Raw genomic sequence first — 20,181 nt, forward strand, 5'->3', positions numbered from 1 at the left:
GAGCTTATGAAGAAGCTGAAGTCTTCGATTAAGGAGGTGATCCAGCCGCAGGTTCCCCTACGGCTACCTTGTTACGACTTCACCCCAGTCATGAATCACTCCGTGGTAACCGTCCCCCCGAAGGTTAGACTAGCTACTTCTGGAGCAACCCACTCCCATGGTGTGACGGGCGGTGTGTACAAGGCCCGGGAACGTATTCACCGTGACATTCTGATTCACGATTACTAGCGATTCCGACTTCACGCAGTCGAGTTGCAGACTGCGATCCGGACTACGATCGGTTTTGTGAGATTAGCTCCACCTCGCGGCTTGGCAACCCTCTGTACCGACCATTGTAGCACGTGTGTAGCCCTGGCCGTAAGGGCCATGATGACTTGACGTCATCCCCACCTTCCTCCGGTTTGTCACCGGCAGTCTCCTTAGAGTGCCCACCATAACGTGCTGGTAACTAAGGACAAGGGTTGCGCTCGTTACGGGACTTAACCCAACATCTCACGACACGAGCTGACGACAGCCATGCAGCACCTGTGTCTGAGTTCCCGAAGGCACCAATCCATCTCTGGAAAGTTCTCAGCATGTCAAGGCCAGGTAAGGTTCTTCGCGTTGCTTCGAATTAAACCACATGCTCCACCGCTTGTGCGGGCCCCCGTCAATTCATTTGAGTTTTAACCTTGCGGCCGTACTCCCCAGGCGGTCAACTTATCGCGTTAGCTTCGCTACTAAGTTCTCAAGGAACCCAACAGCTAGTTGACATCGTTTACGGCGTGGACTACCAGGGTATCTAATCCTGTTTGCTCCCCACGCTTTCGCACCTCAGTGTCAGTATCAGTCCAGGTGGTCGCCTTCGCCACTGGTGTTCCTTCCTATATCTACGCATTTCACCGCTACACAGGAAATTCCACCACCCTCTACCGTACTCTAGCTCAGTAGTTTTGGATGCAGTTCCCAGGTTGAGCCCGGGGCTTTCACATCCAACTTGCTGAACCACCTACGCGCGCTTTACGCCCAGTAATTCCGATTAACGCTTGCACCCTTCGTATTACCGCGGCTGCTGGCACGAAGTTAGCCGGTGCTTATTCTGTTGGTAACGTCAAAACTGCAGGGTATTAGCCGACAGCCCTTCCTCCCAACTTAAAGTGCTTTACAATCCGAAGACCTTCTTCACACACGCGGCATGGCTGGATCAGGCTTTCGCCCATTGTCCAATATTCCCCACTGCTGCCTCCCGTAGGAGTCTGGACCGTGTCTCAGTTCCAGTGTGACTGATCATCCTCTCAGACCAGTTACGGATCGTCGCCTTGGTGAGCCATTACCTCACCAACTAGCTAATCCGACCTAGGCTCATCCGATAGCGTGAGGTCCGAAGATCCCCCACTTTCTCCCGTAGGACGTATGCGGTATTAGCGTTCCTTTCGAAACGTTGTCCCCCACTATCGGGCAGATTCCTAGGCATTACTCACCCGTCCGCCGCTGAATCAGAGTGCAAGCACCCGTCATCCGCTCGACTTGCATGTGTTAGGCCTGCCGCCAGCGTTCAATCTGAGCCATGATCAAACTCTTCAGTTCAAATCAATTCGGGTTTTGAGAAAACCCTAAACTTGGCTCAGCAATCGCAAAAAACTCTCGAATTCACGAGTGTTACTTGTGATGCTGATAATCTTGCGACTGTCAGTCTTACCTCACAAGCACCCACACGAATTGCTTGATTCAACTTGTTAAAGAGCGTTTCGATCGATTCACTCAGCGTTTCCGCTTCGTCTCAACCGAGGCCGCGCATTCTACAGCAGCCTTTCAATCTGTCAAGCGTTTTTCGAAAATTTTCTTTTCGAATCAACCGCTTGCGCTTCAGCGAAGAACTCGACCACCGAAGCGAGGGAGATGGATCATACAGCAACCAGAGCCGCTGTCAACATCTCCGAACAACGCGCCTTCAACCCGGAGACTGACGACACCGCAGGAAAGCAACCCTGCACTTCCACCACCACCCGATCCAAGCACTTGATTTACAAGGCTTTTCGATCAGATTGCCGCTGGAAGTGGGGCGCATTATAGAGACATCGGCGGCGACGTCAATGCTTGTTTTGCAACTTTCCGGGTTACCGCTGAGCTCCCCCTTCGAACCACGCCAGTTTTTCACGCAAGAGAACTACCTCGCCGACGATCACCAAGGTCGGTGCATGCACCTCGTGCTCGGCAACCAGCTGAGGCAAATCGGCCAAGGTGCCCGTGAACACTCGCTGCTGAGGGGTTGTGCCCTGCTGCACCAGCGCAGCCGGGGTGTCGGCAGCTCGACCGTGGTTGATCAGCTCCCTGCAGATAACCGGCAGCCCCACCAGACCCATATAGAAGACCAAGGTCTGCCCCGGAGCCACCAGATCGCGCCACGGCAGGTTGCAACTGCCGTCTTTCAGGTGCCCGGTAACAAAGCGCACCGATTGGGCGCAGTCGCGATGAGTCAGGGGAATTCCGGCATAGGCAGCGCAACCAGCAGCGGCGGTGACTCCCGGAACGACCTGGAAGGGAATCCCCTCAGCCGCCAGTTCCTCGATCTCCTCACCACCCCTGCCGAAGATGAACGGATCCCCTCCCTTGAGCCGCAGCACGCGCTTGCCCTGTTTAGCCAGATCGACCAGTCGACGATTGATCTGCTCCTGTGGAAGCGCATGTTCGCTACGCTTCTTGCCAACATAGATCCGTTCGGCATCGCGGCGACACATATCGATGATCGCAGGCGCGACCAAGCGATCGTAGAGCACGACATCAGCCTGCTGCATCAGCCGCAATGCCCGAAAGGTCAGCAGGTCAGGATCTCCCGGACCGGCTCCCACCAGATAGACCTCTCCCAGTTCGCGATCGCCACTGCCGGCCAGCTTGTCGACCAGCAGGCGCTCGGCATCCGCATCACGCCCGGCCAATACCTGCTCGGCAATGACTCCCTGGAACACCTCTTCCCAGAACACCCGACGTTGCCGCACATCGGCAAAACGCTGCTTCACAGCTCCGCGAAACTTGCGAGCCAGCCCTGCAAGACGGCCATAGGCTGCCGGAATCAGGGTTTCCAGCCGAGCGCGCACCAGTCGCGTCAGCACCGGCGCATCGCCACCGCTGGACACCGCCACCATCAGCGGCGATCGATCGACGATGGCCGGGAAGATCACGCTGCACAGCGCCGGAGCGTCCACCACATTGACCGGCACCCCCCGCTCCCCGGCCTCGCGCGAGACTCGCGCATTGAGCTGGTCGTCATCGGTGGCCGCGACAACCAGCACACAGCCCGAGAGATCGGCGCTTGCATATCCACGCAGCAGCAACTCACCCGCCCCCTTTTCGACCAGGCTGCACAGCTGCTCCTCGACCTGAGGCGCGACCACCCGCAAGCGGGCGCCGGCCTCAGTCAGCAGGCGCGCCTTGCGTAGAGCGACCTCTCCGCCACCGACCACCAGCACCAGGCGACCACGCAGATTGTGAAACAAGGGAAGGAAGTCCATGGGCAGCCTCACGACAGGTGCAGAACAAATGGAAAGGCCGACAATCGAGAGTACCGGCCCGTATTGCGCCCCACAGGGAAGAGCTACCGGGAGCCTCGAGAGGCCACCGGCAGCACGACGGCGTTCAGCCGATCATCTCGAGCCCGCCCATGTACGACCTGAGCACTTCCGGCACCCGGATGCTGCCATCGGCCTGCTGGTAGTTCTCCAACACGGCCACCAGGGTGCGACCGACAGCCAGGCCGGAGCCATTGAGGGTGTGTACCAGCTCGGGCTTGCCGGTAGCCGGATTGCGCCAGCGCGCCTGCATGCGGCGGGCCTGGAAGTCGCCGCAATTGGAGCAGGAGGAGATTTCGCGATACTTGCCCTGACTCGGCACCCAAACCTCCAGATCGTAGGTCTTGGTCGCACCGAAGCCCATGTCTCCGGTGCACAGCGCCAGCTTGCGATAAGGCAGCCCGAGCAGTTGCAGGACCTTCTCGGCATGGCTGGTCAACTCTTCCAGGGCCTCGAAGGACTTCTCCGGCTCGACCACATGCACCAGCTCGACCTTGTCGAACTGGTGCTGGCGAATCATGCCACGCGTGTCGCGACCGGAAGCCCCGGCCTCGCTGCGGAAACAGGGGGTATGGGCGACCAGCTTCAGCGGCAACTGCTTGGCATCGAGGATCTCGCCGGAGACGATGTTGGTCAACGACACTTCGGCGGTGGGAATCAGGTAGAAGTCGGCCTCCCCCGGGCGACTGATCTTGAACAGGTCTTCCTCGAACTTCGGAAGCTGACCGGTCCCCTGCAGCGCCGGCGCCTGCACCAAGTAGGGCGTGTAAGCCTCCTCGTAGCCATGCTCGCCAGTGTGCAGATTGAGCATGAACTGGGCCAGAGCACGGTGCAAACGGGCGATCGGACCACGCATCAACGCGAAGCGGGCGCCGGAAAGCTTGGCTGCAGTTTCGAAGTCGAGCCAGCCGTGCTGCTCACCGAGAGCCACGTGGTCCTTGACCTCGAAATCGAACTCACGCGGGACGCCCCAGCGACTCACCTCGACGTTCTCATCCTCGCCAGCGCCAACCGGCACCGATTCGTGCGGCAGGTTGGGAATGGTCAGCAGCAGTGCATCCAGCTCGGCCTGGATCGCGTCCAACTCCTGCTTGCCTGCGCCCAGCTCAGCCCCCATGCGCTCGACGTCGGCCATCAGCGGAGCGATGTCCTCACCGCGCTGCTTGGCCTGGCCGATGCTCTTGGAGCGGGCATTGCGCTCGGCCTGCAGCTGTTCGGTGCGGGTCTGGGTTTCCTTGCGGCGGCTTTCCAGCGCCTCAAGGCGCGCCACGTCCAGTTGGAAGCCGCGGGTCGCCAGACGCTGGGCCACTTCCTGCGGCTGGCCACGAACCAGTTTGGAGTCGAGCATGGAGAATTCTCTTCAGTCGAAGCAGTCAAATAATGAAGGTAGTCGTGCAGCGGTCTGCTGCTATCGCCCCTGCTGCGCTGCCTATCGCAGCCAGGTGCGGATGATCGGAACGAGAGTTTACCCGCTGACGGGCACCAGCGGGCAGCCTGCCGCACTTTTGTCGGCAGCGGCTCCCAGCACCACTAAACGCCCGAGCGGCCCAGCAAGGGTGTGGCAACGCTGGAGGCCGCCACTCCTGGAGACGACTTGAGTCAGCAGGCTGCCGGTGACGACGCCAGCGAGCACCGCGAGGATCATGGCTTCCTCCGCCGTCGCGGGCTGCGTCGATCCAGCTCGGCCAGATGCGCCAGCTTCTCGCGGATCTTCAGCTCGAGCCCGCGCGGCACCGGCTGATAGTAGGGCTCAGGCTCCAGCGCCTCGGGGAAATAGTCTTCGCCAGCAGCGTACGCCTCCGGCTCGTCATGGGCGTAGCGGTACTCGTCGCCGTAGCCGAGGTTCTTCATCAGCTTGGTCGGTGCGTTGCGCAGGTGCAGCGGTACCTCCAGCGAGCCATGCGCAGCGACATCCCGCTTGGCCGCCTTGAGCCCCATGTACACCGCATTGCTCTTCGGCGCGCAGGCGAGATAGACGATGGCCTGGGCAACGGCAAGCTCGCCCTCGGGGCTGCCCAGGCGCTCCTGCACGTCCCAGGCGGCCAGGCACAGGCTCAGCGCTCGCGGATCGGCGTTGCCGATGTCCTCGCTGGCCATGCGCACCACCCGGCGCGCCAGATACAGGGGATCGCAGCCACCGTCGAGCATGCGCGCAAACCAGTAGAGCGCGGCATCCGGGCTCGATCCGCGCACCGACTTGTGCAGGGCACTGATCTGGTCGTAGAAGGCTTCGCCACCCTTGTCGAAGCGGCGACGGCTGTCACCGAGCAGGCTCTCCAGCAGCCCGACACCGATCTCCTCGCCATCCTCGACCAGATCAGCAGCATTCTCCAGCAGGTTGAGCAGGCGCCGGCCATCGCCGTCGGCAGCCGCCAGCAGCAGGCCGACGGCTTCCTCGCTGACGCGCAGGTGGCGAGCTCCGAGCCCTCTTTCCTCGCTCAGCGCCCGAGCGAGCATCTGGCGCAGAGCCGCCTCGTCGAGACTCTTCAGCACATAGACACGAGCCCGCGACAGCAGCGCGCTGTTCAGCTCGAACGATGGGTTCTCGGTGGTCGCGCCGATGAAGATCAGCGTGCCATCCTCCACGAAGGGCAGGAAGGCATCCTGCTGCGCCTTGTTGAAGCGGTGCACCTCATCGACGAACAGGATGCTGCGCCGCCCATACTGCGCAGCCTGCTGCTTCGCCACCTCCACTGCCTGGCGGATTTCCCTGACTCCGGCCAGCACGGCGGAAATGGTCTCGAAATGGGCATCGCCGACCTGCGCCAGCAGGCGCGCCAGAGTGGTCTTGCCCACCCCGGGTGGCCCCCAGAAGATCATCGAGTGCAGCGCGCCCTGCTCCAGCGCCTCGCGCAGCGGCTTGCCGCGCCCCAGCACATGCTCCTGGCCGACATACTCGTCCAGACTGGTCGGGCGCATGCGCGCGGCCAGCGGCTGGGCAACAGGGGGACGATCGAACAGGTCCATGACGGAACCCTACTGCTCCTCGATCACGTCGGCGCCCTCGGGCACCTTGAAGGTGAACTGGCTGTCCGCCAGAGGCTGGTTCAATTTCACGCCGAGGAACAGGATGTTGGTGCGCTGACCGATGCTGTCGATCAGTTGCATGTCGTTGATCACGCCATTGCGGAACGACAGGCGCAGGGTATCGAACAGGGTGTCCTTGGCCTTGGGCTTGAGTATGAAGTCGACCACGCTGCCACCCTCCTTGTGGCTGATGGTGAAGTTCTCGCGAATCTTCGACACATCACCGGACAGCAGCAGCGCCGGGGTATGGGTCATGCGCTGGTCGAGAGCCTGGATGGTCACCTGCTGCAGGTCCGGATCGTACAACCAGACTTTCTCCCCATTGGACACCAGCAACTGCTCCATGGGTGCATCGGTATGCCACCGCAGCAGGCCAGGACGCTTGAGACTCATCTCGCCACTGGCCTCCTGCAACTGGGTACCGGAGCCGTCCAGAGTCAGCTGGGAGAAGCGCCCGGTCAGGGTCTGCGCCTGGCCGAGCAGCTCGGTCAGGCGCTGTACGGACCTGGCGTCGTCCTGGGCATGAACGGTGGCCCCACCCAGAGTCAGGGCAGCCAGCAACAACACTCGAATCAGACGCATAGAGCCTCGCTCAGTCTCGGATCGGCGCCGGCGCGATCACGTCGCGGGAGCCGTTGGTATTCATGGGGGTAACCACACCGGCCATCTCCATCGCCTCGATCATTCGAGCGGCGCGGTTATAGCCGATCTTCAGCTTGCGCTGCACGGCGGAAATCGAGGCGCGGCGACTCTCGGTGACGAAGCGCACCGCCTCGTCGTACAGCGGATCCTCCTCGCTGCCCTCGCCGCCTTCGCCACCGGTCGAGTCGTAGGAGCCGCCGGCGCCCTCTTCGGCGCCCGCAAGGATGTCCTCGATGTAATCCGGCGCCCCGCGCTGCTTCCATGCGTCCACTGTGCGGTGCACCTCGTCGTCGGAAACGAAGGCCCCGTGCACGCGCACCGGCAGGCCCGTGCCGGGCGGCAGGTAGAGCATGTCACCATGGCCAAGCAGTTGCTCGGCCCCCCCCTGGTCGAGGATGGTGCGCGAGTCGATCTTGCTCGACACCTGGAAGGCGATGCGCGTCGGAATGTTGGCCTTGATCAGGCCGGTGATCACATCCACCGACGGACGCTGGGTGGCGAGGATCAGGTGGATACCGGCCGCCCGCGCCTTCTGGGCGATGCGTGCGATCAGTTCCTCGACCTTCTTGCCGACGATCATCATCATGTCGGCGAACTCGTCGACCACCACCACGATGGTCGGCAGCGCCTGCAGCAGCGGCGGCTGGTCGTCGGGGCTTTCACGGCGGAACAGCGGATCGGTCAGCGGCGTGCCCGCCTCCTCGGCATCCTTGATCTTGCGGTTGAAGCCGGCCAGGTTGCGCACGCCCATGGCGGCCATCAGCCGGTAGCGCCGATCCATCTCCGCCACGCTCCAGCGCAGGGCGTTGGCCGCCTCCTTCATGTCGGTGACTACCGGGCAGAGCAAGTGCGGGATGCCCTCGTAGATCGACAATTCGAGCATCTTCGGGTCGATCATGATCAGGCGCACCTGCTCGGGTGTCGACTTGTAGAGGATCGACAGCAGCATGGCGTTGACCCCCACCGACTTGCCCGAGCCGGTGGTGCCGGCCACCAGCAGGTGCGGCATCTTCGCCAGGTCCGCGGTCACCGGCCGGCCGCCGATGTCATGGCCGAGCGCGATGGTCACCGGCGAGCTGGCACCCTCGTACTCCGGCGTGGACAGCACCTCGGAGAAGCGCACGATCTGCCGGTTCTCGTTGGGAATCTCGACGCCCACGGTGGTCTTGCCAGGGATCACCTCGACCACCCGCACGCTGATCACCGCCAGCGAACGCGCCAGGTCCTTGGCCAGGTTGGTGATGCGGCTGACCTTGATGCCCGGTGCCGGCTGGATCTCGAAGCGGGTGATCACAGGCCCCGGATAGGCGGCGACGACCTGGACCTCGACGCCGAACTCCTTGAGCTTCATCTCCAGCAGGCGCGACATCGACTCCAACGCCTCGGGCGAGAAACTGTTGGGCTTGGCCTGCGCAGGGTCGAGCAGGCTCAGCGGGGGCAGGGTACCGGCTACCGCCTCGTCGACATAATGGACTACCGGCCTGGGCGGCTCGACCGGGCGACGGGGAGCCGCACTCGGGGCCTCGGCGAGGCGAGGCGACACCGGCTGCTGCACCGCAACCGGGGCGGGCACGTCGAAGACATCCTCCGGCAGTTGCAGCGAGTCTGCCTCGTCCAGCATCTCGGACTCTGCCGGAACGGCAGGGAGCTTGGGCAGACCCCGCCCCTCATTGTCGTCCAGGGTCAGAGGGGCAAGCTCCAGCTCGGGCTCATCATCGAGATCGAGCGCCGAGAGGCCGACGACCGGCTCGATGCGCTCGCTCGCTGCCAGCGGGCGTTCCAGCGGTGCCACGGGCTCGGCGGCGGAGGCCGCTGCCCTGGCAAGCGGGGCGGCGACCGCGACCCGGGCACGCCGGGAGGTCGGCGGAGCAGGCGGCGCCTGCTCTGCTTCGCGCAGCTTCAGCCGCAGCTCACGATGGCTCAGGCGGGCACTCCACCAGCGTCCCGCCGCCCCCTGGATCAGCTCGAGCAGGTCGAGGGTGATCTTGCCGGTCAGGTCCATGACCCGGAACCAGGAAAGATCGGTGAACACGGTCAGTCCAAAGAGAAACAAGGCGATGAACAGCAGGGTACTGCCCTGGACGTTGAGTGCATCCTCACCCCACTCGCCCAGGCTCTGCCCCAGGATGCCCCCGGCCGGCGCCTGCGGATTCACCCCCAGCGACTGGAACTGGATCGTCGCCAGCGCAGAAGTGGACAGCAGCAGGAAGAACAGACCGATGATCCGCCAGGAGAACAGCCAGCCGTTCCAGTGAAAGGGTTGGTGGCGGCTACGGAACAGGTCGATGACCTTGATCACCATCAACAGGGGCAGCAGGTAGGCCGCGTAGCCGAGGACGAACAGGAAGAAGCTGGCGAGCCAGGCGCCCACCCGCCCAGCGGCGTTCTGCACCTGACCAACGCTAGTGGAGACATCGACCCCGGGATCCATTGGGGAATAGGTCAGCAGTGCCATCCAGAAATAGATGCACAGGGCGCCCAGCGCGATCAGCGCACCCTCCTTGAGACGGTAGTGCAACTGTTGACGCCATGGGTTGGCTTTGACGGTATTCGCGGAGCTCTTCAAAACGTAGGGATTCCTGCACGCGCCCGGCGCTCGAAACGGTAGACAGCCAGCACACTGCCTATTGTAAGACTTTACCCGGCGGATGCCATGCAGGCAGCCAAGCCGCCCTGGCGCCAGGGCCGACCTGCCGGCTCATCGCCGGGAACAGCAGATTTTGCCGCCCCAGCCCACCCGGTGTAGCATGCTGGACAGTAGCGGCACTTAAGCTCAATTGGAGCACGCATTCTCTTTCGTGACAAAGACTTATAGGGTGTTTTATGAGTGAATCGAAACATTCGCGGCTGGTCATCCTCGGCTCCGGTCCGGCCGGCTACACCGCTGCGGTGTACGCTGCCCGCGCCAACCTCAAGCCGACGCTGATCACCGGCCTGCAGGCCGGCGGCCAGCTGACCACCACCACCGAAGTCGACAACTGGCCCGGTGATGTCGAGGGGCTGACCGGCCCGGCGCTGATGGAGCGCATGCGCGAGCACGCCGAGCGCTTCGCTACCGACATCGTCTACGACCACATCCACACCGCCGAGTTGCAGCAGCGCCCCTTCGTCCTCAAGGGCGACAGCGGAACCTATACCTGCGACGCCCTGATCATCGCCACCGGCGCCTCGGCGCAATACCTCGGCCTGCCCTCCGAGGAAGCCTTCATGGGCCGCGGCGTATCCGCCTGCGCCACCTGCGACGGCTTCTTCTATCGCAACCAAGTGGTCTGCGTGATCGGCGGCGGCAACACCGCGGTCGAGGAGGCCCTCTACCTCTCCAACATCGCCCGCGAAGTCCACCTGATCCACCGCCGCGACAAGCTGCGCGCCGAGAAGATCCTGCAGGACAAGCTGCTCGAGAAGGCCGCCAACGGCAACATTCGCCTGCATTGGAACCACACCCTCGACGAGGTCCTCGGCGATGCCAGCGGCGTGACCGGGGTACGCATCAGCGACGTGAACAGCGGCGCCAGCAGCGAACTGCCGCTCACCGGCGTGTTCATCGCCATCGGCCACAAGCCCAACACCGAGCTGTTCGCCGATCAGCTGGAGATGCGCGACGGTTACCTCAAGGTCAAGGGCGGCAGCGAAGGCAACGCCACCGCCACCAGCATCGAGGGTGTGTTCGCCGCCGGCGACGTTGCCGACCACGTCTACCGCCAGGCCATCACCTCGGCCGGCGCCGGCTGCATGGCAGCCCTCGACGCCGAACGCTATCTCGACCAGTAAGGCGCAGCGGGCCTGCGGGCCCGCCTCCCCCATGCCTCTCGCCTCCCTGTCACGCCAGAGCCTAAACTTTCCGCCACTCGAGCACGCCCTGCGCGAGCCCGACGGCCTGCTCGCGCTTGGCGGCGACCTCAGTCCCGAGCGACTGATCAGCGCCTACCGGCACGGCTGCTTCCCCTGGTTCCAGGACGGGCAACCGATCCTCTGGTGGTCGCCCGATCCGCGCATGGTGCTGCTCCCCGCAGAACTGCACGTCTCGCGCAGCCTGCGCAAGACCCTGCGACAGGGGCGCTTTGCCGTCAGCTTCGACCGCGACTTCCCCGCCGTGATCCGCGCCTGCGCAGAACCGCGTACCTATGCCGACAGCACCTGGATCACCCCGGCCATGCATGCCGCCTACCTTGAACTGCATCGTCGCGGCCTCGCCCACTCGGTGGAAGTCTGGCAGGACGATCGGCTGGTCGGCGGTCTCTACGGCCTGAGCATCGGCCGACTGTTCTTCGGCGAGTCCATGTTCAGCCGGACGACCGACGCCTCGAAGATCGGCTTCGTCACCCTGGTCGAACGCCTGCGAGACTGCGGCTTCGCCCTGATCGACTGTCAGATGTACACCCGTCACCTGGCCAGCTTCGGCGCCCGCCCCATTCCGCGCCACGAGTTCGCCACCTGCCTGAAGCGCCACCTGGACCAGGCAGGACCGACACCCTGGGCGGAGCGCTCGGCTTGACATACACTTGCTATGGACTTCTCGCACCGCTCGCCCTAGCGAGGATCGTGCCATGACCGAATTTGCCGAGCTGAAGTTCTACGCCACCCAGGCACATGACTGCAGCTACCTGCCGGACCAGAAAGCGACCACCCTGTTTCTCGATCCGCGCCAGGCCGTCGATGCCCAGATGTACGCCCAACTGTCCGAGATGGGATTCCGGCGCAGCGGTGAACACCTGTATCGCCCCCACTGCCAGCACTGCCAAGCCTGCATTCCGGCGCGCATCCCGACCGCCGACTTCCGCCCCAACCGCCAGCAGAAGCGCATCCTCAGGCGCAACCTCGACCTGCAGGTCCGCGCCGTGCGCCCGCGGCTCAGCGAGGAGCACTATGTCCTGTATGCTCGCTACATCGAGCAGCGCCACGCCGACGGCGACATGTATCCACCCAGCCGCGAGCAATTCACCAGCTTCCTGGCGCGCGATCTGCCATTCTGCGTGTTCTTCGAGTTCCGCCAGGGCGAGCGCCTTCTGGCGGTCGCAGTCACCGACGTGCTACCCAACGGACTGTCGGCGGTCTATACCTTCTTCGATCCCGACGAGGAAAGACGCAGCCTGGGACGCCTGGCGATCCTCTGGCAGATCGCCGAAGCCGGCAGGCGCGGACTTCCGGCCGTCTATCTGGGCTACTGGATCCGCAACTGCCGCAAGATGAGCTACAAGAGCGAATACCGCCCCCTGGAGCTGTACGTAAACCAGCGCTGGGTGGTGCTCACCTGAGTGCCCCTTGGCGCAAGAGGGGGTTTTCGGGCACAATGCCCGCCGTTTTTGCCCGACCACGTCAACCGGGCCATCCTAAAGTACTTGAGGGCTTTACTGCATGTCGAAAGAAGACAGCTTCGAAATGGAAGGCACTGTCATCGACACCCTGCCCAACACCATGTTCCGCGTGGAGTTGGAAAACGGGCACGTCGTCACCGCGCACATCTCCGGCAAGATGCGCAAGAACTACATCCGTATCCTGACCGGCGACAAGGTGCGCGTCGAACTGACGCCCTACGACCTGAGCAAGGGCCGCATCACCTACCGCGCCCGCTGATCGACACAGGCTCGCGAACGACAACGCCCGGCATAGCCGGGCGTTGTCGTTTTCGGGCAGGCGCTGGCCTCCGTCAGGCCGGTAACGCCAGGTTCTCGTACTCGAATACCAGCTCGCCGTCACGCACATCGATGTGCACGGTGCCTCCGTGATCGGCCAGCTCACCGAACAGGATCTGCTCCGCCAGCGGACGCTTGACCTTTTCCTGGATCAGACGCGCCATCGGTCGCGCGCCCATCTGCGCATCGTAGCCACGTTCGGCCAGCCAACCGCGCGCGGCCTCGCTGACGTCCAGCAGCACGCGCTTGTCCTCCAGCTGCGCCTGCAGCTCGGTGAGGAACTTGTCGACCACGCTCTTGATGATCGAATGATCCAGCCGGCCAAACTGGATGATGGCGTCCAGGCGGTTGCGGAACTCCGGCGTGAAGCTCTTCCTGATCACCTCAAGCGCATCGCTGGAGTGGTCCTGCTGGGTGAAGCCGATCGATGCCCGCGCCGCGGTTTCCGCCCCAGCGTTGGTGGTCATGATCAGGATCACGTTGCGGAAGTCGGCCTTGCGCCCGTTGTTGTCGGTCAGGGTGCCGTGATCCATCACCTGCAACAGCAGGTTGAACACCTCCGGATGCGCCTTCTCGATCTCGTCGAGCAGCAGAACGCAGTGCGGCGTCTTGGTGATCGCCTCGGTGAGCAGACCACCCTGATCGAAGCCGACATAGCCGGGCGGCGCACCGATCAGGCGCGACACGGTGTGCCGCTCCATGTACTCGGACATGTCGAAACGCACCAGCTCGACCCCCATCGCCTTGGCCAGCTGACGCGCCACCTCGGTCTTGCCCACACCGGTCGGACCGGCGAAAAGGAAGGAGCCGACCGGCTTGTCCGGCGCCTTGAGCCCCGCCCGCGACAGCTTGATGGCAGTGGACAGCGCCTCGATCGCCGCGTCCTGGCCGAACACCGTCAGCTTGAGGTCGCGCTCGAGGTTGCGCAGCAGCTCCTTGTCCGAGGTGGTGACGTGCTTGGGCGGAATCCGCGCGATCTTCGCCACCACGTCCTCGACCTGCGCCACATCGATGCAGGCGGCACGCCGCGCCTCCGGCTGCAGGCGCTGGTAGGCCCCTGCCTCGTCGATCACGTCGATGGCCTTGTCCGGCATGTGCCGGTCGTTGATATAGCGCGCCGCGAGCTCGGCGGCGGCACGCAGCGCCTCGTCGGTATAGCTGATCTTGTGGTGCTGCTCGAAACGGCTCTTCAACCCCTTGAGGATGCCGACGGTATCCTCCACCGAAGGCTCGAGCACATCCACCTTCTGGAAGCGCCGCGCCAGCGCGCGATCCTTCTCGAAGATGCCGCGGAACTCCTGGAAGGTGGTGGAGCCGATGCAGCGCATCTCGCCCGACGACAGCAGCGGCTTGAGCAGGTTGGAGGCGTCCATCACGCCGCCGGAGGCCGCGCCGGCTCCGATGATGGTATGGATTTCGTCGATGAACAGGATGGCATGCGGGCGCCGCCGCAGCTCGTTGAGCAGGGCCTTGAAGCGCTTCTCGAAGTCGCCGCGGTACTTGGTGCCGGCCAGCAGGGCACCGAGGTCCAGCGAGTAGACCACGCTGTTGGCCAGCAGGTCGGGCACCAGGCCGTCGACGATGCGCTTGGCCAGGCCCTCGGCGATCGCCGTCTTGCCCACGCCGGCCTCGCCGACCAGCAACGGATTATTCTTGCGCCGCCGGGCGAGGATCTGGGCCACGCGCTCCACCTCGAGCTCGCGCCCGACCAGCGGATCGATGCGCCCCTGGCGCGCCAGCTCGTTGAGGTTGCTGGCGTAGGCATCCAGCGGGTTGCCGGACACCGGACTTTCCCCGCCCTCCTCCTCCTGCGACTCCTGCTCCTGTTCGTGGCTTTCGCTCTCGCCCGGCACCTTGGAGATGCCGTGGGCGATGTAGTTGACCACGTCGATGCGGGCGACATTCTGCTGCTTGAGCAGGAATACCGCCTGACTCTCCTGCTCGCTGAAGATCGCCACCAGCACGTTGGCCCCGGTCACCTCGCGCTTGCCGGAGCTCTGCACATGGAACACCGCCCGCTGCAGGACGCGCTGGAAGCCGAGGGTGGGCTGGGTTTCGCGCTCCTCCTCGTGGGCGGGGATCAGCGGCGTGGTCGAATCGATGAATTCGCGCAGATCGTGGCGCAGCCGGTCCAGGTTGGCACCGCAGGCACGCAGGACGGTGGCCGCGGCACCATTGTCGAGTAGGGCCAGCAAGAGGTGCTCGACTGTCATGAACTCATGACGCTTGGCCCGAGCATCCTTGAAGGCGAGATTGAGGGTGACTTCAAGTTCGCGGTTCAACATACTTCACCTCACTTCACCTCGTGCCCAAGGGCCTACAATCAATCAGTCGTCTTTCTCGATCTCGCAGAGCAGCGGGTGCTGAGCCTCCCGCGCGTACTGGTTGACCTGCATCGCCTTGGTTTCGGCGATGTCTCGGGTGTAGATCCCGCACACCGCCCGGCCTTCGGTGTGCACCGCCAGCATGATCCGGGTCGCCTTCTCGCGATCCATGCCGAAGAAACTCTCCAGCACCTCGACCACGAAGTCCATCGGCGTGTAATCGTCGTTGAGCAGGATCACCTTGTACATTGCCGGCGGCTTGAGCGCCGGCTTGGCCTCCTGGACCGCGATCTCCGCCTCATCGTCCGCCGACGGCCCGGGCGAGTCATGATTGAATGTTAGTCGAATCTGGCGGCTTGCATGCATGCTCGGATGGACAACGCTGATGGTATGGATGGGATCGCAGGGGCAAGCATGAAGCGCTTTGCAACCGAAAGGTGCCCTGCCTTGACTATCGGTAAATCGGTGTTACAAACACAAAGGCATACCCATGACGGGTACATGGGCATCGCGATCAGGAACCGGAGTTCCGCAGCGCGGGCCTCAATGGATGATACTCCAGCAATGGAGTCCTTTGCAGAGGGAAGTCAGCATGCTGAGCGGCAAGGTCAAGTGGTTCAACAACGCCAAGGGCTACGGCTTCATCCTGGCCGACGGACGGGACGAGGACCTGTTTGCGCACTACACCGCCATCCAGGGTGATGGATACAAGACCCTCAAGGCCGGCCAGCCGGTCAGCTTCGAGATACTGCAGGGCCCCAAGGGGCTGCATGCCGTCAACATCCAACCCCTCGGCACCCCGCCTCGCCCCTCACGCGGCAGCGACTGACACGTCGCCCACACATCCCGAGACTGCCCCTGGAAAGGCCGATCCGCCGGGTTCGACCTTTCCCGTTCCGGCATCTCCGGCGACACCGCTGCAGGACAGCCCGCCCCCGGAGCCCCAGGGGCGGGGCGCATCAAGACCATGAAGAGGTAGGCATATCGTGCTATGCTGCGCGCGCGACTGCGATGGCACAGGGAACCGCGCCGGGCTGGAGCGGGCTCTTTGCCTTTAGTCCAGCTTGCGTCGATCCTCATCGCATAATAATAGTCAAGAACAGCCGCCCAAGGCCAAAAGCCGATGCGCTCAAAATTGCCTCAAGAAACATCTTCTTGAGCGCATCAAGACTTTATGCAACCACAGCAAAACTGAGGGTTAGATTAAAAAGATGTCCACTCCGAAGATCATCTACACCTTTACCGACGAAGCACCGGCGCTGGCTACCTACTCCCTGCTTCCGATCATCCAGGCCTACACCGCATCCGCCGGCATCGCGGTCGAAACGCGGGACATCTCCCTCGCAGGTCGCATCCTCGCCACCTTCCCCGAATACCTGAGCGACGAGCAGCGCATCGGTGACCACCTCGCCGAACTGGGCGAGCTGGCCAAGACCCCCGAAGCCAACATCATCAAGCTGCCGAACATCAGCGCCTCCATCCCACAGCTGAAGGCCGCCATCAAGGAACTGCAGCAGCAGGGCTTCAAGCTGCCGGAATACCCGGACGAGCCGGCCAACGACACCGAGAAGGACGTCAAGGTCCGCTACGACAAGATCAAGGGCAGCGCCGTGAACCCGGTCCTGCGCGAAGGCAACTCCGATCGCCGCGCCCCGCTGTCGGTCAAGAACTACGCCCGCAAGCACCCGCACAAGATGGGTGCCTGGAGCGCCGACTCCAAGTCGCACGTCGCCTTCATGGGCCAAGGCGACTTCTACGGCAGCGAGAAGGGCGCCCTGATCGACAAGGCCGGCTCGGTGAAGATCGAGCACGTCGCCGCCGACGGCAGCGTCAGCGTGCTGAAGGCCTCCACCAAGGTGCTGGCCGGCGAGATCATCGACAGCTCCGTGATGAGCAAGAAGGCCCTGCGCGCCTTCATCGCCGAGCAGATCGAGGACGCCAAGGCCCAGGGCGTGCTGTTCTCCGCCCACCTGAAGGCCACCATGATGAAGGTCTCCGACCCGATCATGTTCGGCCACATCGTCGCCGAGTTCTACAAGAACACCCTGACCAAGCACGCCGACGTGCTGGCCGAAGCCGGCTTCAACCCGAACAACGGCATCGGCGACCTGTATGCACGCATCCAGTCGCTGCCGGAAGCCAAGCAGGCGGAAATCAAGGCCGACATCGAAGCCGAATACGCCCAGCGCCCGGCCATGGCCATGGTCAACTCCGACAAGGGCATCACCAACCTGCACGTGCCGAGCGACATCATCGTCGACGCCTCCATGCCGGCGATGATCCGCGACTCCGGCAAGATGTGGGGCCCGGACGGCCAGCTGCACGACACCAAGGCGCTGATCCCGGACCGCTGCTACGCCACCATGTACCAGGTGGTCATCGAGGACTGCAAGAAGAACGGCGCCTTCGATCCGGTCACCATGGGCAGCGTGCCGAACGTCGGCCTGATGGCCCAGCAGGCCGAGGAGTACGGCTCCCACGACAAGACCTTCGAAATCGCCGCCGCCGGCGTGGTGCGCGTGACCGACGAGGCCGGCAACGTGCTGATGGAGCAGGCCGTCGAGGCCGGTGACATCTGGCGCATGTGCCAGGTCAAGGACGCCCCGATCCAGGACTGGGTCAAGCTGGCCGTCAACCGCGCCCGCCTGAGCAACACCCCGGCGGTGTTCTGGCTGGACGCCAAGCGCGCCCACGACGCCCTGGTCATCGAGAAGGTGCAGAAGTACCTGAAGGACCACGACACCAGCGGCCTGGAAATCCACATCATGGCCCCGGTCGAGGCGATGAAGCTGTCGCTGGAGCGCATCCGCGCCGGCAAGGACACCATCTCCGTCACCGGCAACGTGCTGCGCGACTACCTGACCGACCTGTTCCCGATCATGGAACTGGGCACCTCCGCCAAGATGCTGTCCATCGTTCCGCTGATGGCCGGTGGCGGCCTGTTCGAGACCGGCGCCGGCGGCTCGGCACCCAAGCACGTCCAGCAGTTCATGGAAGAGAACCACCTGCGCTGGGACTCGCTGGGCGAGTTCCTCGCCCTGGCCGCCTCGCTGGAGCACCTGGGCAACGCCTACGGCAACGCCAAGGCCGCCGTGCTGGCCAAGACCCTGGACCAGGCCAACGGCCAGTTCCTCGACAGCAACAAGTCGCCGTCGCGCAAGGTCGGCCAGCTCGACAACCGCGGCAGCCACTTCTACCTGGCGCTGTACTGGGCCCAGGCCCTGGCCGCGCAGAGCGAGGACCTGGAGCTGCAGGCCCAGTTTGCCAACCTGGCCAAGGTGCTGAGCGACAACGAGGACAAGATCGTTGCCGAGCTGAACGAGGTGCAGGGCAAGCCGGTCAACATCGGCGGCTACTACCACGCCGACCCGCAGCTGACCAGCCAGGCAATGCGTCCGAGCGCGACCCTCAACGCGGCCATCGCCGCGCTGGTCTGAGCGCAGCAGCGTGACGGGCGACTCCGGTCGCCCGCAGCCTGACAGGAACCCCGGCCGCGCGCCGGGGTTCTTGTTTCTACAGGCTGCGCAGCCTGCGGACCTTACCTCTCCCCCTCGATTTGTCCCCCCACTTGTTCCCCCACTTCGACGGCGCGTGAAGCGTTCCCCCATCGTTTCGTGCCTCGCGCGCGGCATGTCCTCCCCTCAGCACTAACCACGGCGCTAACCTCGCCACTAACCAGTAACGGGCAGCCCTCGCGCGCGAAATATCCAGCTGTTGGGTAACGATAAGATTGCGGTAAGACGGGCGGCCCTAGCGCGTGGCATGCCCTTATTTCATTCGCCCGCGCCTCATGCTCCCGTCGTCACCCGGTTGGCGGGCTACTTGCCGACTATGCGTAGCGCGGGCGGCAGCTTCGGGCCGAACGGGGCGCCCGGCGCGAACGGATCGGGCAGCGTGCCGGGTGGGGCGGTGCGGATGAACTCGCAGAACGCGGAATAGCACGCCTCAAACAACGGGCCGCGCTTGCTGTCCTCGCCCCGGTGGCTGGCGCTGTCCTCCAGGTTGTGAACGAAGATCAGCCCGGCCAGGTCGTCTACGCCATCTGCGCGGGCCTGCTCCCGCTCCACCCGGTTGACGTTCAGCAGGTCGCACACGGCATCGAAGCCCAGGGCAGCCATGTAGCCGTCACGGTCGTGGATCAGCGATTGCCCATAGGCCAGCAGCACCGGCCGCAACAGCTTCAGCTCGTCGGCGCGGTGGTCGCGTGCTTGCTGCTCCATCCGCTCGACGGCCAGCCGGGTAAATGGCAGATGCCGGCGCAGTTGGTTGGCCTTGCGGCGCAGGGCGTGGCGCTCGTCGTGGATGGCTTCACGCTCGGCGCACAGCTGGCGTAGGACGTGGCGGGCGATGGTCAGGCGGTCGCGCAGGCTGGCGCCCGGCTTCAAGCCAATGCGCGCCAAGGTGCCGATGTTGCTCAGGTGGGCCATGTGTCAGTTCTCCAGAATGTCGGCATCAGGCCAGCGCCAGCGGGCGTCGGCCAGGGCTTCGGTACGGGTGCAAGGGGCGCCGACCATGCGGCAGATCGGCCGGCCCCCTCGGGTGATCGTCCAGGCGTTACGCTGCGGCTCGCTGGTGGGCTCTGCTGCGCTTTCCGCTGCTGGCGCTGGGGTTGGTGCTGGTATCGGTACTGCTGGCGCTTGTGGCGGCTCGCTGGCCGGCTGCTGGGGGGCGTTGGCAGCGGGTATGCTGGTGGCTGCGATCAGTGGTGCGGCGGTGGTCGTGACTGCTGGCGCAGGGGCAAGGCCGGCGATCAGATCAAGCAAAGTGCCCATGTTGCGCGTGTCCTTTGTTGTTTCTGCGTGGGGACACTGGGGACAGTGGGGACAAGCCAGTAACGGCGCGGCCTCCAGCTGTCCCCACTGCCATTTCACGGGTGGGGACACTGGGGACACGACCCGGGACGGGCGGGAGTTTGTCCCCACTGTCCCCAGTCGCTTTTCATGGGTGGGGACGCCTGAAAGCCGCATGGCTGCTGGGCTGTCCCCTATGTCCCCACTGTCCCCAGTCGAA

Annotated in this window: 14 protein-coding genes, 1 rRNA gene and 1 pseudogene; 6 read left to right on the forward strand and 10 right to left on the reverse strand. The window is 63.9% G+C overall.

The window, feature by feature from the left end; all coding sequences use genetic code 11:
• Positions 1-29: 29 nt before the first annotated feature.
• The 7 genes from SK095_RS07690 to SK095_RS07720 all read right to left on the reverse strand — a co-directional run bounded on the left by SK095_RS07690 (position 30) and on the right by SK095_RS07720 (position 9,780).
• Positions 30-1,566: ribosomal RNA gene (locus SK095_RS07690) — 16S ribosomal RNA — on the reverse strand.
• A gap of 530 nt (positions 1,567-2,096) precedes the next feature.
• Positions 2,097-3,488 (reverse strand): siroheme synthase CysG, encoded by a 1,392-nt coding sequence (gene cysG, locus SK095_RS07695; protein WP_320548477.1) that lies wholly within the window; start codon positions 3,486-3,488, stop codon positions 2,097-2,099.
• A gap of 124 nt (positions 3,489-3,612) precedes the next feature.
• The gene (gene serS, locus SK095_RS07700; protein ID WP_136488903.1) at positions 3,613-4,893 is read right to left on the reverse strand and encodes a serine--tRNA ligase; all 1,281 of its coding nucleotides are present in this window, start codon (positions 4,891-4,893) and stop codon (positions 3,613-3,615) included.
• 117 nt (positions 4,894-5,010) lie between these two features.
• Complete coding sequence (locus tag SK095_RS07705; protein ID WP_320548478.1) at positions 5,011-5,190, reverse strand: hypothetical protein; 180 nt, start codon at positions 5,188-5,190, stop codon at positions 5,011-5,013.
• The gene (locus tag SK095_RS07710; RefSeq protein ID WP_136488904.1) at positions 5,187-6,512 is read right to left on the reverse strand and encodes a replication-associated recombination protein A; all 1,326 of its coding nucleotides are present in this window, start codon (positions 6,510-6,512) and stop codon (positions 5,187-5,189) included. Before SK095_RS07710 ends, SK095_RS07705 begins: the two co-directional genes overlap by 4 nt.
• Before the next feature lie 9 nt (positions 6,513-6,521).
• Positions 6,522-7,154, reverse strand: coding sequence for an outer membrane lipoprotein chaperone LolA (lolA, locus tag SK095_RS07715; RefSeq protein ID WP_136488905.1), 633 nt, complete (start codon positions 7,152-7,154; stop codon positions 6,522-6,524).
• A gap of 10 nt (positions 7,155-7,164) precedes the next feature.
• Positions 7,165-9,780 (reverse strand): DNA translocase FtsK, encoded by a 2,616-nt coding sequence (locus SK095_RS07720; RefSeq protein WP_320548479.1) that lies wholly within the window; start codon positions 9,778-9,780, stop codon positions 7,165-7,167.
• Between the two features lie 257 nt (positions 9,781-10,037).
• On the opposite strand from SK095_RS07720, the gene trxB reads away from it, so the two are divergent.
• The 4 genes from trxB (at position 10,038) to infA (ending at position 12,788) form a co-directional block, all read left to right on the forward strand.
• Positions 10,038-10,985 (forward strand): thioredoxin-disulfide reductase, encoded by a 948-nt coding sequence (gene trxB, locus SK095_RS07725; protein WP_136488907.1) that lies wholly within the window; start codon positions 10,038-10,040, stop codon positions 10,983-10,985.
• Between the two features lie 31 nt (positions 10,986-11,016).
• Positions 11,017-11,709, forward strand: a complete 693-nt coding sequence (aat, locus tag SK095_RS07730; protein ID WP_320548480.1) for a leucyl/phenylalanyl-tRNA--protein transferase — start codon at positions 11,017-11,019, stop codon at positions 11,707-11,709.
• Positions 11,710-11,716: 7 nt separating this feature from the next.
• Complete coding sequence (locus tag SK095_RS07735) at positions 11,717-12,469, forward strand: arginyltransferase (protein ID WP_320548481.1); 753 nt, start codon at positions 11,717-11,719, stop codon at positions 12,467-12,469.
• A 100-nt stretch (positions 12,470-12,569) separates the two neighbouring features.
• Entirely contained in the window at positions 12,570-12,788 is a 219-nt protein-coding gene (gene infA, locus SK095_RS07740; RefSeq protein ID WP_016492441.1) for a translation initiation factor IF-1, read from the forward strand.
• A 73-nt stretch (positions 12,789-12,861) separates the two neighbouring features.
• On the opposite strand, the gene clpA is transcribed toward infA, so the two are convergent.
• A complete protein-coding gene (clpA, locus tag SK095_RS07745; RefSeq protein WP_136488910.1) occupies positions 12,862-15,132 on the reverse strand; it encodes an ATP-dependent Clp protease ATP-binding subunit ClpA in 2,271 nt (756 codons plus the stop codon).
• 42 nt (positions 15,133-15,174) lie between these two features.
• Entirely contained in the window at positions 15,175-15,537 is a 363-nt protein-coding gene (clpS, locus tag SK095_RS07750; protein ID WP_320548482.1) for an ATP-dependent Clp protease adapter ClpS, read from the reverse strand.
• A gap of 226 nt (positions 15,538-15,763) precedes the next feature.
• Between clpS and cspD the strand changes: the two are divergent.
• A pseudogene (gene cspD / locus SK095_RS07755) lies at positions 15,764-16,142 on the forward strand (cold shock domain-containing protein CspD).
• 240 nt (positions 16,143-16,382) lie between these two features.
• Positions 16,383-18,608, forward strand: coding sequence for an NADP-dependent isocitrate dehydrogenase (locus tag SK095_RS07760; RefSeq protein WP_320548483.1), 2,226 nt, complete (start codon positions 16,383-16,385; stop codon positions 18,606-18,608).
• A gap of 381 nt (positions 18,609-18,989) precedes the next feature.
• On the opposite strand, the gene SK095_RS07765 is transcribed toward SK095_RS07760, so the two are convergent.
• Positions 18,990-19,598 (reverse strand): hypothetical protein, encoded by a 609-nt coding sequence (locus SK095_RS07765; protein ID WP_320548484.1) that lies wholly within the window; start codon positions 19,596-19,598, stop codon positions 18,990-18,992.
• Positions 19,599-20,181: the final 583 nt, after the last annotated feature.

This window comes from Pseudomonas sp. AN-1 (assembly GCF_034057115.1).
Lineage (GTDB): Bacteria > Pseudomonadota > Gammaproteobacteria > Pseudomonadales > Pseudomonadaceae > Geopseudomonas.

Coding starts and splice junctions, on each gene's coding strand:
- trxB (WP_136488907.1), top strand. CDS start 10,038: ATGAGTGAATCGAAACATTCGCGGCTGGTCATCCTCGGCTCCGGTCCG.
- lolA (WP_136488905.1), bottom strand. CDS start 7,154: ATGCGTCTGATTCGAGTGTTGTTGCTGGCTGCCCTGACTCTGGGTGGG.
- aat (WP_320548480.1), top strand. CDS start 11,017: ATGCCTCTCGCCTCCCTGTCACGCCAGAGCCTAAACTTTCCGCCACTC.
- SK095_RS07760 (WP_320548483.1), top strand. CDS start 16,383: ATGTCCACTCCGAAGATCATCTACACCTTTACCGACGAAGCACCGGCG.
- SK095_RS07705 (WP_320548478.1), bottom strand. CDS start 5,190: ATGATCCTCGCGGTGCTCGCTGGCGTCGTCACCGGCAGCCTGCTGACT.
- cysG (WP_320548477.1), bottom strand. CDS start 3,488: ATGGACTTCCTTCCCTTGTTTCACAATCTGCGTGGTCGCCTGGTGCTG.
- infA (WP_016492441.1), top strand. CDS start 12,570: ATGTCGAAAGAAGACAGCTTCGAAATGGAAGGCACTGTCATCGACACC.
- clpA (WP_136488910.1), bottom strand. CDS start 15,132: ATGTTGAACCGCGAACTTGAAGTCACCCTCAATCTCGCCTTCAAGGAT.
- serS (WP_136488903.1), bottom strand. CDS start 4,893: ATGCTCGACTCCAAACTGGTTCGTGGCCAGCCGCAGGAAGTGGCCCAG.
- clpS (WP_320548482.1), bottom strand. CDS start 15,537: ATGCATGCAAGCCGCCAGATTCGACTAACATTCAATCATGACTCGCCC.
- SK095_RS07710 (WP_136488904.1), bottom strand. CDS start 6,512: ATGGACCTGTTCGATCGTCCCCCTGTTGCCCAGCCGCTGGCCGCGCGC.
- SK095_RS07765 (WP_320548484.1), bottom strand. CDS start 19,598: ATGGCCCACCTGAGCAACATCGGCACCTTGGCGCGCATTGGCTTGAAG.